The 14,753-nt window shown below is 61.8% G+C and carries 13 protein-coding genes and 4 pseudogenes; 13 read left to right on the top strand and 4 right to left on the bottom strand.

Going from position 1 to position 14,753, the window contains the following annotated elements; translation table 11 throughout:
- Nucleotides 1-27 precede the first annotated feature (27 nt).
- Both ACZ1HK_RS02425 and ACZ1HK_RS02420 read left to right on the top strand, forming a co-directional pair.
- Complete coding sequence (locus ACZ1HK_RS02425; RefSeq protein ID WP_472627307.1) at nucleotides 28-585, top strand: hypothetical protein; 558 nt, start codon at nucleotides 28-30, stop codon at nucleotides 583-585.
- Nucleotides 586-596: 11 nt separating this feature from the next.
- Nucleotides 597-914 carry a hypothetical protein gene (locus tag ACZ1HK_RS02420; RefSeq protein WP_472627306.1) on the top strand — a complete coding sequence of 106 codons (318 nt, stop codon included), beginning with the start codon at nucleotides 597-599 and terminating at the stop codon, nucleotides 912-914.
- A gap of 9 nt (nucleotides 915-923) precedes the next feature.
- Here ACZ1HK_RS02420 and ACZ1HK_RS02415 read toward each other — a convergent pair whose 3' ends face one another.
- From ACZ1HK_RS02415 to ACZ1HK_RS02405, 3 genes are all read right to left on the bottom strand, one after another.
- A complete protein-coding gene (locus ACZ1HK_RS02415) occupies nucleotides 924-1,589 on the bottom strand; it encodes a GntR family transcriptional regulator (RefSeq protein WP_472627305.1) in 666 nt (221 codons plus the stop codon).
- Between the two features lie 96 nt (nucleotides 1,590-1,685).
- Nucleotides 1,686-2,048 carry a hypothetical protein gene (locus tag ACZ1HK_RS02410; RefSeq protein WP_472627304.1) on the bottom strand — a complete coding sequence of 121 codons (363 nt, stop codon included), beginning with the start codon at nucleotides 2,046-2,048 and terminating at the stop codon, nucleotides 1,686-1,688.
- A gap of 27 nt (nucleotides 2,049-2,075) precedes the next feature.
- Nucleotides 2,076-2,489, bottom strand: coding sequence for a hypothetical protein (locus ACZ1HK_RS02405; RefSeq protein WP_472627303.1), 414 nt, complete (start codon nucleotides 2,487-2,489; stop codon nucleotides 2,076-2,078).
- A gap of 131 nt (nucleotides 2,490-2,620) precedes the next feature.
- Here ACZ1HK_RS02405 and ACZ1HK_RS02400 point away from each other — a divergent pair, with 131 nt between their 5' ends.
- From ACZ1HK_RS02400 to ugpC, 7 genes and pseudogenes are all read left to right on the top strand, one after another.
- On the top strand, nucleotides 2,621-2,914 hold the full coding sequence (locus tag ACZ1HK_RS02400; RefSeq protein ID WP_472627302.1) for a hypothetical protein: 294 nt from the start codon (nucleotides 2,621-2,623) through the stop codon (nucleotides 2,912-2,914).
- 584 nt (nucleotides 2,915-3,498) lie between these two features.
- Nucleotides 3,499-4,404: an L-threonate dehydrogenase gene (gene ltnD, locus ACZ1HK_RS02395; RefSeq protein WP_472627873.1), complete on the top strand. Its 906-nt coding sequence runs from the start codon at nucleotides 3,499-3,501 to the stop codon at nucleotides 4,402-4,404.
- Nucleotides 4,401-4,769: a methylglyoxal synthase gene (locus ACZ1HK_RS02390; RefSeq protein WP_472627301.1), complete on the top strand. Its 369-nt coding sequence runs from the start codon at nucleotides 4,401-4,403 to the stop codon at nucleotides 4,767-4,769. The genes ltnD and ACZ1HK_RS02390 overlap by 4 nt, the downstream gene beginning before the upstream one ends.
- A 281-nt stretch (nucleotides 4,770-5,050) precedes the next feature.
- Nucleotides 5,051-6,355: an extracellular solute-binding protein gene (locus ACZ1HK_RS02385; RefSeq protein ID WP_472627300.1), complete on the top strand. Its 1,305-nt coding sequence runs from the start codon at nucleotides 5,051-5,053 to the stop codon at nucleotides 6,353-6,355.
- A gap of 79 nt (nucleotides 6,356-6,434) precedes the next feature.
- A pseudogene (locus ACZ1HK_RS02380) lies at nucleotides 6,435-7,316 on the top strand (ABC transporter permease subunit).
- Nucleotides 7,317-7,366: 50 nt separating this feature from the next.
- Nucleotides 7,367-8,257, top strand: coding sequence for an ABC transporter permease subunit (locus tag ACZ1HK_RS02375; RefSeq protein WP_472627299.1), 891 nt, complete (start codon nucleotides 7,367-7,369; stop codon nucleotides 8,255-8,257).
- A 12-nt stretch (nucleotides 8,258-8,269) separates the two neighbouring features.
- Nucleotides 8,270-9,376, top strand: a complete 1,107-nt coding sequence (gene ugpC, locus ACZ1HK_RS02370; protein ID WP_472627298.1) for a sn-glycerol-3-phosphate ABC transporter ATP-binding protein UgpC — start codon at nucleotides 8,270-8,272, stop codon at nucleotides 9,374-9,376.
- Here ugpC and ACZ1HK_RS02365 read toward each other — a convergent pair.
- On the bottom strand, nucleotides 9,373-10,269 hold the full coding sequence (locus tag ACZ1HK_RS02365; protein WP_472627297.1) for a LysR family transcriptional regulator: 897 nt from the start codon (nucleotides 10,267-10,269) through the stop codon (nucleotides 9,373-9,375). The two genes, ugpC and ACZ1HK_RS02365, sit on opposite strands and share 4 nt — an antisense overlap.
- 109 nt (nucleotides 10,270-10,378) lie before the next feature.
- Here ACZ1HK_RS02365 and ACZ1HK_RS02360 point away from each other — a divergent pair.
- The 4 genes and pseudogenes from ACZ1HK_RS02360 to ACZ1HK_RS02345 all read left to right on the top strand — a co-directional run.
- A pseudogene (locus ACZ1HK_RS02360) lies at nucleotides 10,379-11,710 on the top strand (aminotransferase class I/II-fold pyridoxal phosphate-dependent enzyme).
- Nucleotides 11,711-11,808: 98 nt separating this feature from the next.
- The gene (locus tag ACZ1HK_RS02355; protein WP_472627296.1) at nucleotides 11,809-12,756 is read left to right on the top strand and encodes a metal ABC transporter solute-binding protein, Zn/Mn family; all 948 of its coding nucleotides are present in this window, start codon (nucleotides 11,809-11,811) and stop codon (nucleotides 12,754-12,756) included.
- Between the two features lie 56 nt (nucleotides 12,757-12,812).
- Nucleotides 12,813-13,552: pseudogene (locus tag ACZ1HK_RS02350) on the top strand (metal ABC transporter ATP-binding protein).
- Nucleotides 13,552-14,736 (top strand): annotated as a pseudogene (locus ACZ1HK_RS02345) (metal ABC transporter permease); the annotation flags it as partial. The pseudogenes ACZ1HK_RS02350 and ACZ1HK_RS02345, both read left to right, overlap by 1 nt.
- Nucleotides 14,737-14,753: the final 17 nt, after the last annotated feature.

Genomic DNA, 14,753 nt, shown 5'->3' with positions numbered 1-14,753 from the left:
CACTATCGTGATCGCGGCCTCCCTCTCTTGGCCGAGGTTGACCTGACCCCGCCCGAAAGCGCGTCTGAAGCCGAAGGGCTGGAGGCCTGGGCGCGCATTTACGAGGTCGCCAGTCACCCCCGCTGCTCCAATTGCCATACCGGCGAAAGTGATCGCCCGATGTGGTCGGGGCCGTCCTACGGACAGGCGCGGCCCCACGGCATGAACATCCGCGCCGGCGAAAGCCGGATGGGCGTGGAATACATTCCCTGCCAAGCCTGCCACACGACGATGAGCGAGGATTGGGAGAATGCCAACGCCATGCCCCACACTGCGCCGCGCGTGCCGATGTTCTGGCAACTGGCCCCGGTCGAGGCCGACTGGTTCGGGCGCAGCTCCATCGAGATTTGCCAACAACTCCGCGATCCTGAGTTGAACGGAGGGCGCGATACGATGGCCCTGGCCGAACATCTCGACCATGACCTGATCCTGCACTGGGCGTGGAACCCGGGCGGCAACCGCGAACCTGCGCCCTACAGCCTGCAGGAACATGTGGACGACATTCTGATCTGGGGCGTCGCCGGCATGCCCTGTCCGGAAAGCTGAGGAGAGACGCGATGTTCGCAGGCATAGCAGGCGGCCTTCTGGTCTTCACCGGGATCTGGCACGCAACGGAATGGATGATGGATGGAAGACGGCCCGATACGTGGCGGCTGGTCCCGTTCGGGATCGTCTACCTCGTGCTGGGATGTCTGTTAGTGTTGGGCACCGGCGGCGTTATCACCCAGATCATCGCGCTTCTCATCGCAGGGGCGGGTGGGACAATTGCGTACCTGAACCGGACCACGCTGACCGTGCGCAAATGGGTGCTTTGGGCCTTTATCCTCGTAGATATTCTGGTCGTTCTCGCCCTGCTTGCGGCCCTTCTCAGCTAGACCGCCCGCTCAGAAAAACTGCACCAAAGCGTCCCGCGCATCGGCGATGTGGGCGCGCACGCAGGCCTCGGCCGCGTCCGTATCGCGGGCCAGGCAATGCTCCAGCAGTGCCCGGTGTTCTGTATTTGCCTTGGCCTTCAACTCCGGCCCCGCGGACACCATCGAGACATAGCGATCCGCCGCGTTGAACAACATCTCCACATGGGTCAACAGCCGCGTGCGACCGGACGGGCGATAAAGCCCCATGTGAAACGCCATGTTCAGCGCGCCGAAGCCTTTTGGATCCACGCCTTCGATCCGGTCCTGGATCTCTGCCGCCTCTTCGATATGGGCATTTGTCAGGTGCGCAATGGCCGAGCGCATGGCCAAAGCCTCCGCCGCTTCGCGCATATCGTAGATTTCCACGAAATCAGCTCGGCTCAGCGACGCGACATGCGCGCGCTTATTGTCTTCGATCGTCACAAAGCCAAGCATCTGCAAATGCTTGATCGCCTCGCGCACCGGCATCCGGCTGACGCCAAAGCGGCTCGCCAAATCCTCCTGCACCAACGTGGTGCCCGGCGCGATGGCACCCGTCACGATCTCGGCGCGCAGGTCTTCGACAAGGTCAGCGACCCTTCCACGCGGCAGGGGCAGGGGGGCCAGATCGGCCAACTCTCGGATCGGGGCTTTCATGGCGCGTAGCCTAGCAGATGTCGCTTTGTTGACAAATATCTAAAACTGTATCCAATTATGAATATGCGTATCCGGTTTCTGCTTTCGACTCTGTTTCTACTTCCGATCCCATCGCTCATGGCGCAGGAAGAGCAGGGCGAATTCTGTGTCGACGCCCCCCACGACCAACTCTGCGCGACCTTCCCGCAGGACGTGCCCGAGTTCAGTGAATTCTTTGAATATATGGTGATTTCCGGCGCCGCTCAGGAGCCGTTCGATCGCCACGCTTGGCAGGCGTTCGTCGCCCTCAACTGGCCAGAGATCGCGCCTGAGACGGATCAACAGGGCTGGCGCGCCTTCCCGCGCCGCGATGCTGTGCTTGGCCGTGAGCCTTCGCAATGCGCCGCGCAAGCTGCTGGGGCCGAGGTCATCATCACCGATTTTGACCAATCCGACGGTCATCCGCTGGTGGACCGTCACGGCAACTACATCCTCTACGAGACGCGCCTAAACCCGGTCGTGGCAGACCACATTCACGCCGAACACCTCCATACCGTAGAAGGCCAGACCAGCCCCGTGGCCTTCCCCATGGGGCGCGACGCCGAAAACCCTGCTTCCGTTCTGTTCAAATCGTCCTGGACGGTGTTGGAGGCTCCATCGGACGATTACATCACAGCCACGGGTCTGATCATCGTGCCGCCTGACCGTAGTCTGTCGGGCACGCCGCTCTGCCTTGAGGTCACGCTTGGCCTTGTCGGCATGCACATCGTCACCAAGGTCGAAAGCGGCAATGGGGATGAATGGATCTGGGCCACGTTCGAACACCGGGCTAACGCGCCCACCGCCGCTGATGCCCGCGATATCAACGCGATCTACGGCAGCGATCTGTTCCTCAAGGCTGCATTGCTCCTGAAAACCCACTCAACCATCTGCTCTTCGACGCGGCACTCGCCGCCCCGGCCAACACGCCCCCACAAACCCCCACCCTCTGGTCCGCCACACCACCCCATGCCGTCGACGCCACCGGCACCCCGCTGCCAACAAGCCAGGTGGTGCGCTGCTGGGACATCTTCGCGCCGACACAGGCCACAAATGCACGCTGGCAAGCCGAACTCTCCGGCACACCGCTTGAGAATTACATGCTCATCTCCGCCCAATGGCGCGGCGCCAATGCCAGCCCCTATATCGAGCATGGGGAGCTTCCGCGCTTTCTGTCGAACACCACGATGGAGACATATATCCAGACCCATCGTGACGGCACCTGCCTCGGCTGCCACGCGGAGGCCACGACATCCGCAGGCGCCTTCTCAGACTTCACATTCGTCCTGCGGGAGGTCCCCGAATGATCCGCCTTGCCCTCCTGTTGGCCCTGATCCCGGCCAGCGCCACGGCGCAGACCTGCACGCTGACGCTCTCCATCCAAACCGAAGCGATCCACGGCACCCACGCAGAAGGCACGAACCTGCAAGCCGAGCTGACCTTCACGCCCACCCGCCAGATGCGCATGGGGTCGGAAGCCACGGCCTATCTGACCGATGGCGCGGTCCAGATCACCGGGCCAGACGGCACCGGTCTGACCGGTCGGCTTGGCGTGATCCACATCGTCCGCGCGCCCCACTGGGCCGATTACATGTCGTTCGACATTGTCGATGTGACGGGCGATCTGGGCGGCGTGACCGACTACGAGGACCCAATGCTGCTCTCTTTCTATGCCGAACGGGGAGAGGTCGCTTCGTTCGACCTGCCCACAACACAAACCGATTTCGCCCAGTTCGACCGCCGCCAGACCTTCCAGGTCCACACGCCCGATACCATGTGGACGCTTCCGGGCCGCGTGCACGACCCGCGCCTCACCTGCGATCCCACCCGACTCGCACTCCGCCCTACTTTCACCGATAAGACGTTGGAACCGGGTGAAAGGGAAACAGGCATGGGTGAACAGAAAACGATCGGACTATTCGGCCTCGGCGCCATGGGGTTCGGCATGGCGCAATCGCTCCTGCGGGCAGGCCATTTCGTGCATGGCGCGGACCTTAACGCCGACGCCGTGACCCGGCTGCAGGCCGAAGGCGGGGCAGACGGCACGCCGCACGCCGCGGCAGACCAACTCGACGCCGTAGTGATCGTCGTCCTCAACGCTGCGCAGACCGAAAGCGTGCTATTTGGTGAGAATGGCATCGCGCCGTTCCTGCGAAAGGGTGCGCTGGTCATGGCCTGCGCCACCGTCGCGCCTGACTTCGCCCGCGATATGGCCGCCCGCTGTTCGGCCCTTGGCCTCCACTACCTCGACGCGCCCATTTCCGGCGGCATGGCCCGCGCAGCGGCGGGCGATCTGGCCATCATGGCCTCCGGCACGCCTGAGGCCTTCACCGCCGCAGATCCCATCCTCAAGGCCACCGCCTCCACCGTGCATCACATGGGCGACGCCGTCGGGGCTGGGTCGGCCATGAAAGCCGTCAACCAGATCCTCGCCGGTGTCCACATCGCGACAATGGCCGAAGCGATGACCTTCGGCATGACGCAAGGCATCGATCCCAAGCGGTTCATGGAGGTCATCCCCCAATGCGCGGGCACCTCTTTCATGCTGGAGAATCGCGGCCCGCATATCGTGGACGGCGATTATACCCCCACCAGCAGCGTGAACATCTGGCCCAAAGACCTCGGCATCGTGCTCGACATCGCCAAGGGCGCACGCTTTCCCGCGCCGATCACCGCACTCGCCCTGCAACAATTCGTGGCCGCCGCTGGCATGGGCCACGGGGGCGAGGATGACGCCGCCGTCGCCAAGGTCTACGCCCGCGCCTCCGGCCTGACCCTGCCGGGAGAAGAGACGTGAAAACCATTGCCCTGGTAGCCCATGACCAAAAGAAAGATGCGCTCGTCGCCTGGGCCAAGGCGCATGAGGCTGAGCTTGGCCCCCACCGCCTTTACGCCACCGGCACGACCGGCGGGCGGCTGCAAAACGAAACCGCCCTTGATGTCACGCCGCTGAAATCCGGACCCTTGGGCGGTGACGCGCAGCTTGGCGCGATGATCGCCGAAGATAACCTCGACGCGCTGATTTTCTTCATCGACCCGCTCTCCGCCATGCCCCATGACGTCGACGTCAAATCCCTGATCCGCTTGGCCATTCTCTACGACACACTAATGGCAGTGAATGAGGCAACGGCCACCGGTATCATCCGCTCGCTCGCGGACTGAGCCCTGTTAAGTGACGGTTTTGTAACGGTTTTGCGAAATAGCGTCACATCCCTGTCACCGACTCGCCCTAGGACGCCCGGCATGCGCCTGGGGGCAGGCTCGTTTCATTTCGTTTGCGTTCGCGCACGCGCTGTGTAGGCTTCCCCCACGCGACATGATGATCGGGGGATCGTGCCAGCGCACGCTCCTCTGTTCCACAATGACATGACCTGCCCGATCCAACGGCAGGCGGTCGCGGCAATGGCAGCCAGTTTCGGCTGCGGAAGAGATGGGAGAAACGAATGACCCTCAAGACCACACTATCGCTTGGCCTGGCGGCTGGCCTTCTGGCTGGTGGTGCTGCCCAAGCCCAAACCGAGATTGAGTTCTGGCACGCCATGGGCGGCCAATTGGGCGAAACCGTCAACCAACTGGTTGCCGACTTCAACGCCAGCCAGTCGGACTATGTCCTGACGCCCGTCTTCAAGGGCACCTATGAGGAAACCCTGACCGCCGCCATCGCCGCGTTCCGCGCGGGCGAACAGCCCAACATCGTGCAGGTGTTTGACGCCGGCGCCGCCACCGTGATCGGCGCGCAAGGCGCGACCATTCCTGTCGAGCAGCTTCTCGAAGACAATGGTATCGAGTTCAATATCGAGGATTACATCTCGGGTGTGCGCGGCTTCTATGCCGACGCCGATGGCCAGATGATCGGCATGCCGTTCAACTCTTCCACGCCGATCCTCTATTACAATGCCGACGCGCTTGAGGCGGCGGGTGTAGAGCCGCCAACCACCTGGGAAGAATTCGCCGAAGTGACCGGCCCGGCCCTGCTCGAATCCGGTATCGCACCGCTCGCGCAATCGCACCTGCCGTGGATCTTTACCGAGAACTTCTTCTCGCGCCACAACCTCCAATTTGCCTCCAACGACAACGGCTATGGCGGGACGGACACCGAGATTATGGTGAACCACCCCGCGATCCGCGCCCATTTCCAGGCGCTGGCCGATTGGCAGGAAGCGGGCCTCTTCAACTGGTACGGCACCGGCTGGGGCGACAACCAGAACCCGTTTGAAGCAGGCGAAGTCGCCATGTGGCTCGGCTCCTCCGGCTCGTTCGGTGGCATCGCGGATCGCGTGGAATTCAACTTCTCCGCCACCATGCTGCCCTACTGGGAAAGCGTGACGACCGAGCCCACGCAGACCTTCATCGGCGGCGCAGCTCTGTTCGCTATGTCGGGCTTTGATGCCGAGGAAAATGCCGCAACGGCTGCCTTCTTCGACTATCTCGACAGCGTCGATGCACAGGTCATGTGGCATACCGAAACCGGCTACGTGCCAATCACCACGGCCGCTTACGCCGCCGCCGGTGAGCAGGGCCACTATGAGGCGTTCCCGGCTGCCGAAGTTGGCATTCAGCAGCTGTCGCTGCCCGCCGGTGACTACACCCGCGGCTATCGCATGGGCTTCTACGTCCAGATCCGTGACGTGATGAACCGCGAATACAGCCGCATCCTGACCGGTGAGGCCACCGTGGACGAAGCCTTTGAGATCATCGAGGCCGAGGCCAACGACCTGCTGGAGCGTTTCGCGCAAACGCAGGGCTAAGCCTGACCTGAAAGTTCCGACGGGGGCCGAGCCATTCGGCCCCCGTTGCACCAACAAAAACGACACGAACAGGGCCCCCATGAAACGCGCCGCCTTCGGCCATATCGGCTTTCCGATCCTGCTGCTTCTGCCGCAGCTTGTGATCATCGCGATCTTCTTCTACTGGCCCGCCGCTTATGCGGTGCAATCGTCGTTCTACGCGCAGGACATGTTCGGCTTCACCTCAACCTTTGTGGGGGCCGAGAATTACACCCGCCTGATCGACTCGACCAATTATATCAACGCGCTGAACTTCACGGTCATCTTCACCGTGCTCGTCACCTTCTTCTCCCTTGGCATCGCACTGCTGCTGGCGGTCAAGGCCGACAAGGTGATCCGCGGCGCCAAGACCTACCGCACGCTTCTGATGTGGGTCTACGCCATCGCGCCGCCCGTCGCGGGCCTGATCGGCGTGATGCTGTTTCGACCAATCGCGCGGAAATATCACCCAGCTTCTGGCCTTCTTCGGCTACGAATACCGTCTTGGCGTGAACTACTGGGATACCGCCACCGCGATGATCGCCGTCTCGGTCTGGAAGCAAATCCCGGTCAACTTCATCTTCTTCCTCTCCGGCCTGCAGGCGATCCCGCAATCGGTGCGCGAGGCCGCGATGATCGACAATCGCTCGGGCACCAGCCGCTTCTGGGACATCACCTTCCCGCTGCTCGCCCCCACCGGCTTCTTCCTCCTGATCATCAACATCACCTATTCGCTCTTCGACACGTTCGGCATCATCGACACGATCGTGAAGGGGAGCCCGGGAACAACCCGCTCACGCTCGTCTACCGTGTCTATGTGGACGGCTTCCGAGGCGGTGATCTGGGCGGGTCGTCGGCGCAATCGGTCGTCCTGATGGTCCTCGTCCTCATATTAACAATCGTGCAGTTCCGCTTCCTGGAACGCCGCATTCACTACACGTAAGGGGGTAGGACTATGGCTGACATTACTGAAACCCGCGTCACCGCACCCCCGTGGCCCGCACCCGCAAACGCATTCGCTGGGATCATGTGGCCGACCACGCCATCCTGATTGCCGGCGCGCTCTTGATGCTGGTGCCAGTCTACATGGTCTTCGCGACCTCTTCGTGGGACGCGATCACCGTCCACCGCGAAGGCATGCAATTCGGCTTCTCCGATCAGCTCGGCACCAACTACGACGCCGCGCTCTTTGAATATGGCGGCTTCACCGATGCCGTGAACGGCGTCACGATGCTCGCCAACTCGCTGATCCTGGGCCTGGGCTTTGCCATCGGCAAGATCGTGGTCGGCATGATGGCGGCCTACGCCATCGTCTACTTCCGCCTGAAGTTCGCCACGCTGGCCTTCTGGATGATCTTCACCACGCTGCTCCTGCCGCTCGAAGTGCGCATCCTGCCATCGTATGAGATCATCACCTCCATCACCGTCTTCGGCCTGTATGAGAACGGCATGGGCAACAGCTATGCGGGCCTCATCATCCCGCTTATCGCATCGGCCACCGCCACCTTCTTCTTCCGGCAGTTCTTCTTGTCGGTCCCGGAAGAGTTGATCGAGGCCGCGCGCATCGACGGGGCAGGGCCGGTGAAATTCTTCATCGACATCCTCGTACCGCTCTCACGCACCATGATCGCCGCGATGTTCATCATCATGTTCGTCTTCGGCTGGAACCAGTATCTCTGGCCCACGCTGATCACCACCGACGAGTCGCTCTTCACCCTCGTGCGCGGCATCCGCCAGATCGTGCAATCCTACGCCGACGGGTCAGAAACCCCCGATTACGGCCAGGCCGCGGCGCTCGCCATCATCGCGATGACACCCCCGGTGCTCATCGTCGTCTTCTTCCAAAGCTGGTTCGTAAAGGGCCTGACGGAATCCGATAAGTAGAAAGCAATAAGAATGGCACAGGTCACACTCAATCAGGTCCGCAAGGTCTACCCCAATGGCGCCGAGGCGCTGGAACCCTCCACCTTCACGATCCCCGATGGCGAATTGTGCGTACTTGTCGGCCCCTCCGGCTGCGGCAAATCCACGATGCTGCGCATGGTGGCGGGGCTGGAAGATATTACCGAAGGCGAGGTCTCCATTGGCGACCGCGTCGTCAACGACATCGACCCGGCCGACCGCAACATCGCCATGGTGTTCCAGAACTACGCGCTCTATCCGCATATGACCGTCGCGCGGAACATGGGCTACGGCCTCAAGAACCGCGGCATGGACAAGGGCCACCATCTCCGCCAAGGTGCGCGAAGCGGCCGAGATGCTGAACCTCACCGAATTCCTCGACCGGAGCGCCCTGCTCAACTCTCCGGCGGCCAACGCCAGCGCGTCGCCATGGGCCGCGCCATCGTGCGCGAGCCTGACCTGTTCCTGTTTGATGAGCCGCTGTCGAACCTCGACGCGAAACTCCGCAATCAGATGCGGATCGAAATCCGTGCGCTGCAACGCCGCCTTGGCACAACGGCCATGTACGTGACGCACGATCAGGTGGAGGCCATGACCATGGCCGACCGCATCATCGTGCTGTCGAACGGGCATATCGAACAGATCGGCACGCCCAACGAGATCTACGAACATCCCGCGTCCACCTTCGTGGCCTCCTTCATGGGCGCGCCGCCGATGAACCTGCTGGACGCCGAAGCGGGGCAGGGGCGTGTCACACTACCGGGCGGCGAAGTCGTGCCGCAGGCGGGGGTGAACGGCCATACCGGCGCGATCAAGGTCGGTATCCGTCCCGAGGATGTGGCCCCATCCGCCCAGGGCGATCTCAGATTCAACGTCGACATCATCGAAGAACTCGGCGCGCAACGCCTGCTGCACGGCAAGATGGCGGGCCAGGACTTCTCGGTCGCCGTGCCCAAGGATCAGGAGGCCGCAACGGGCGAGATGCGCCTCGCGCTGAAGTCCAACGCCGTTCATCTGTTCGATGCCGATCAGGGCGTCGGCTCGGGTAGCCGGAAATCTCGATTTCCGGCCGGAAAACAGCGGTTTTCCATCCCGTCCTAGGTAAGTGCTGTGCGAATAGCTTCGGTCTCAGCCTCTGAAAAGCGGTGGCTCATCTCCAATTGCAGCCCCTTACGGGTCCCCACACCATCCTTGTACATCCGCTCGGCAAAGGCGTCCGCGCCTTGCAGTGGCCGCACCAATGATCCCTCGGCCAAATCCTCCTTCACCAACGCCAAATGCCCCATCGCCACACCCGCGCCCGCCTTCGCCTCAGACAGGACAAGCGCATAAAGCGAATAGCGCGGCCCCAGATCAGCATTCGGCAAGTCCAACCGCGATGTCTCCGCCCAATATCGCCAATCACCGGCCCAGGACGCATCGTGGAGCAGCGTTTGCTCCGTCAAATCCTCTGGCGTCTTGATCCGTTCGGCCAGCTTCGGTGCGCAGACCGGAAAGATCAGGTCCGGGGCAAGGCGCGTACCGATGTCGCCGGATTGGAAGAAGATCGAAAGGTCATAGCTTTCGCGCATCAGGTTCGGCGGGGTTTCCAACGCGGTGACCGAAATCTGGCGATGCCCCAATGCAGCGCGCAAACGGCCCAGACGCGTGGGCAGCCAAAGCTGTGCAATGGAGGGCAGGCTGGCCAACGTGATCGTCGGCGCCTCCGTGCCCGCCCGCAACTCTGCCACGGCCTGTCCCAAGGCGTCGAAGGCCTGGGTCATGCTGGCCGCGATCCGGGCGCCATCCTGCGTCAGTTGCACGCCGCGAGAGCGGCGCTCGAACAGCGTGACACCGGCCCATTCTTCCAACACGCGCACCTGTTGCGAAACCGCACCCGGCGTCACGCCCATCTCTTCGGCGGCGGCCAGAAAGCCACCGCACCGCGCGGCCACCTCAAAGGCGCGCAGGGCGTTCAACGGCGGTAGGGGCGGACGGGGTGGAGAAACGGACATTTTGGCTAATGACTCAGTTTTTCTGACTCAGATATTCTATATTACTGATTTGTCCTTAACGGACCATGACCGCAATATGCGACCAGTTCGATTGCGAAAGGTTGCACCCATGTCTCTTGCCCGTCGCCCATGGGTACCCTCATTGTCCGAGGATCTGGTCCAGGGAATTTCGGGTGACACCGCGCAGATGGCCAGCGTCCAGATCAACATGAAGATCGATGCGTTGGGTGTTGAAAACAAACGCATTCATGAAGAACGCTGCTTCAACCTGAACCCCGCCACCAACGTGATGAACCCCGTCCGCCGAGGCGCTGCTGGTCGAACGGCATGGGCTCGCGCCCGTCGCTTGGCTATCCCGGCGATAAGTACGAAATGGGCCTGGAGGCCATTGAAAAGGTTGAGGTTATCGCCGCCGAACTGGCTGCGGAGATCTTTCAGGCCCGCTTTGCAGAGATCCGCGTCGCCTCCGGCGCCATGGCCAATCTCTACGCCTTCATGGCCACGTGTAAGCCGGGCGACACGATCCTTGTTCCGCCCGCGTCCATTGGCGGTCACGTCACGCACCACGGCGCGGGATGCGCCGGATTGTTTGGCCTGCGCATTGTCGAAATGCCGATCAATGCAGAAGGCTATACGATTGATATCAATGCTTTGCGGGATGTTATTGAAGTGGAGCGGCCTGCACTGATTACTCTTGGCGGATCGCTCAACCTGCTCCCCCATCCGGTCGCTGAGGTCCGCGAAATTGCCGACACAGCGGGCGCGAAAGTCCTGATGGACGCAGCCCATCAATGCGGCCTTTTCGCCGGCAAGGCTTGGTCCGACCCGCTGGCGGAAGGCGCGCATCTCATGACGATGAGCACGTACAAGTCCTTAGGCGGACCGGCGAGGAGGATTGATCGTCACGAACGATGAGACGATCGCAGAACAGCTTGATTCCATTGCCTTTCCTGGCATGACTGCAAATTTCGATGCCTCCAAATCCGCCGCCCTCGCGCGCACGCTTCTTGATTGGCGTAATCATGGTCAAGCCTATGCAGCCAAGATGGTTGAGGCGGCACAAGCCTTGGCAAACGCATTGAAAGAAAACGAAATTCCGGTGTTCGAGACAGTCGAGGGGCCAACGAAATCCCATCAATTCGCGATCCCGGCCCATGCGTTCGGCGGCGGGCAGGCCGCGTCCAAACATCTTTACAAAGCCGGGCTCATTGCCTGTGGCATCGGGGTTCCGATGGCCGAAATCGAAGGCGATATGAACGCCATTCGCATCGGCACCCCTGAGCTGGTGCGTTGGGGAGTGGCTGAAAAGATGCATAATATCAATAGATTGGCAGATCTGATTGCGCGCGCCCTTCGCAGCGATCGCCCAGAAGGCTTTGCCCAGGAAACGGCTGAATTTCGGCGGCAGTTCAAGGATCTCCACTACATCACGGCAAGCTGATTGGCCCATTCTTGCAAATCATTCGCAATTACCTTGACCCAGTTGCGAATGCCTCTCATATACAATGCGACGGCATCGTTCGGATGTGAGGTTTGAATATGCAGAAGACATGGGTTTCGTTTGCACTGGCGGCCGCTTTGTTGCCCGCGCCTGTACATGCGCAGGACGCGTTGAATGTCGTCGCGACGACGGGAATGATTGCGGACGCGACGCGCGTCGTCGGCGGAGAATTGGTTGAAGTTCAGGCGCTTATGGGGCCGGGTGTAGATCCGCACGCCTATCGGCAGACGCGGTCTGATATCGTGGCGACCGCCCAGGCGGATGTCGTGTTTTGGCACGGGCTCTACCTAGAGGCGCAGATGGAGGAGTTCCTTCTGGAGCTGTCCGAAACAAACACAGTTGTCCCGGTGGCTGATGCTTTGCCGCAAGATCAGCTTCTCGCGCACGACGATTATGGCGATCAATTCGACCCCCATGTCTGGATGGATCCTGATCTTTGGCGCGGCGTCGTTGCCGAGATCGAAGTGCAGCTCAGCGCCGCCATGCCGGAGGTTGAAGAGGCGTTTGGGGCAAATGCATTCGCCTACGCAGAACAGATCGAACAACTTGCCGCCTATTCCGAACAGGTCCTTTCGACCGTGCCGGATGCGGCGCGCGTGCTGGTGACTGCGCACGACGCTTTCAACTATTTCGGGGCGGCCTACGGCTTCGATGTCGTTGGAATTCAAGGTATTTCAACGGAATCCGAGGCTGGTCTTCAGCGGATTGGCGAGCTTGTGGACCTTCTGGTCGAGCGCGATGTCGGGGCCGTTTTCGTCGAAAGCTCCGTCTCGGACCGCAACATCCGAGCGCTGATTGAAGGCGCTGCGGCGCGCGGCCATGAGGTCGTGATCGGGGGTGAGCTGTTCTCAGACGCGATGGGGCCCGATGGCACATATGAGGGCACGTGGGTCGGCATGATTGACCACAACGTCACAACGATTGCACGCGCCCTTGGCGGTGACGTGCCTGAAGGTGGCATGCAAGGGGCGCTTACGCTGAACTGACATGGCAGACCTGACGCTCCTCCAGATCGGCTGAACCGCTTGACCCCGCCAGCCCCCTGGCTGTCCGGGGTCTGACCGTCAGCTATGGCGAAAAGCCCGCGCTATTCTCTTTGGACGCAACATTTCCGGTCGGAGCCATGTCGGCCATCGTCGGACCGAACGGCGCCGGGAAATCAACCTTTCTCAAGGCTGTTCTGGGCTTGATTCCTCGAGTGTCGGGTGACGTGAGCGCTTTTGGCCGCGACGTAGATCGCGTCCGCGACCGCATTGCTTACGTTCCGCAACGCGCAAGCGTGGATTGGGATTTTCCGACCACGGCGCTCGATGTTGTTTTGATGGGACTGTATGGACAGGTCGGCTTGTGGCGACGCATCACCGGGGCGCACAAGGCGCATGCGCGCGCCTGTCTGGATCGGGTCGGTATGGCTGATTTTGCGGACCGTCAAATCGGACAGCTTTCGGGGGGCAACAACAGCGGGTCTTTCTGGCCCGTGCTTTGGCGCAAGACGCGGACCTTTTCCTTTTGGATGAACCCTTTGCTGGCGTCGATGCAGCAACGGAAGCGGCCATTATCGAGGTGTTGAAATCCCTCAAGACCGAAGGGCGCAGCGTGATCGCCGTGCACCATGATCTGAGCACCGTTGCCGACTATTTTGACCATGTCATGCTGGTCAACCTCCGCCGCATTGCCGAGGGGCCGGTTCAAACGACCTTTACGGCGGAAACGCTTGCCGAAGCCTATGGCGGGCGGCTTGGGGCCGTGCAGATCGACGCCCTTTCGCTGCAGGGCGCGTAATGTCGGCGTTCCTGGACGCACTTTTCTTTCAGGCCGGGTACAACGCTGCGCTGGTGGCGGTCGGGGCTGCACTGCTTGGCTTTGCGGCGGGCGCGGGCGGCTCATTCCTGTTCCTGCGGAACCGGGCGCTTGTCTCGGATGCCGTGGCGCACGCCACTTTGCCCGGCGTGGGACTGGCATTCATCGTGATGGTCGCGCTCGGCGGCGATGGGCGCGCGCTGATTGGGTTGCTCGCAGGCTCCGCCATTTCGGCGTGGATTGGCTTGTTGGCGGTGGAATGGATGGTGCGCCGGACACGCCTGTCGGAGGACGCGGCGATTGGTGCGGTGCTGTCCACGTTCTTCGGGCTTGGCGTCGTGCTGTTGACCGTCATTCAGGGGATGAGCCGCGGGCGGCAGGCGGGGCTGGAGGATTTTCTGCTTGGCTCCACTGCCGGCATGCTTCTGCAGGACGCGCTGCTGATCGCGGGCGGCGGTCTGTTGGTGGTCACCGCCATCTGGTTGTTGCGCCGCCCCATGACGCTTGTGGCTTTTGACCCGGCTTTTGCTGCGGCCCGTGGCGTGGACGTTCGGCGGGTCGATCTGGCGATGATGGCTGTGGTGCTGGCCGTCACGGTTGTAGGTTTGAAGCTGGTTGGGCTGATCCTGATCGTGGCGCTTCTTATTATCCCACCAGTCACGGCACGCTTCTGGGCGGATCGGGCCGAAAGGGTCGTCTGGATTGCGGGCGTTATTGGCGGTCTTTCGGGCTGGGTTGGCGCGGCTTTGTCCGCAACGGCGCCGGCCTTGCCGACAGGGCCAATCATTGTGCTGGTCGCCACGGGTCTGTTTGTTGTGTCTTTACTGTTTTCGCCGACGCGCGGTGTGGCGGCTGCCATGATCGCGCGCCGGGCGTTCCAAACGCGCGTGCATCGGCGCCAGGGTTTGCTGGCGCTCGCGCGCAATGAGCCGATCCATGATCGCCTGACCCTTAGAATTCTGCGTACGGAGGGGCTTATGCGAGGCGACGGCGTGGCGACAGAGGACGGCCAGGCCGCCTGTGCCCGCATCGCCCGGGACGAACGCCGGTGGAGCGTTGCACGCCGCTTGCACAAGGATACGGCCCTGACGGGGCGGTACGATGGTCTGACACCGATCGACGACGTCTTCACCGAAGATGAAATCGCCTGGATCGACTCACAGATGCTTGCCGGGGAGCGCGT

The sequence above is a fragment of the Gymnodinialimonas sp. JB5-7 genome (assembly GCF_055693405.1).
Note: the sequence above shows the minus strand (reverse complement) of the source record. Positions and strands in the feature narration are given on the sequence as shown.

Bases quoted from the DNA above. Each gene is read 5' to 3' on its own strand.
- ugpC (WP_472627298.1), top strand. From the start codon at position 8,270: ATGGCACAGGTCACACTCAATCAGGTCCGCAAGGTCTACCCCAATGGC.
- ltnD (WP_472627873.1), top strand. From the start codon at position 3,499: ATGGGTGAACAGAAAACGATCGGACTATTCGGCCTCGGCGCCATGGGG.
- ACZ1HK_RS02415 (WP_472627305.1), bottom strand. From the start codon at position 1,589: ATGAAAGCCCCGATCCGAGAGTTGGCCGATCTGGCCCCCCTGCCCCTG.
- ACZ1HK_RS02355 (WP_472627296.1), top strand. From the start codon at position 11,809: ATGCAGAAGACATGGGTTTCGTTTGCACTGGCGGCCGCTTTGTTGCCC.
- ACZ1HK_RS02365 (WP_472627297.1), bottom strand. From the start codon at position 10,269: ATGTCCGTTTCTCCACCCCGTCCGCCCCTACCGCCGTTGAACGCCCTG.
- ACZ1HK_RS02385 (WP_472627300.1), top strand. From the start codon at position 5,051: ATGACCCTCAAGACCACACTATCGCTTGGCCTGGCGGCTGGCCTTCTG.
- ACZ1HK_RS02420 (WP_472627306.1), top strand. From the start codon at position 597: ATGTTCGCAGGCATAGCAGGCGGCCTTCTGGTCTTCACCGGGATCTGG.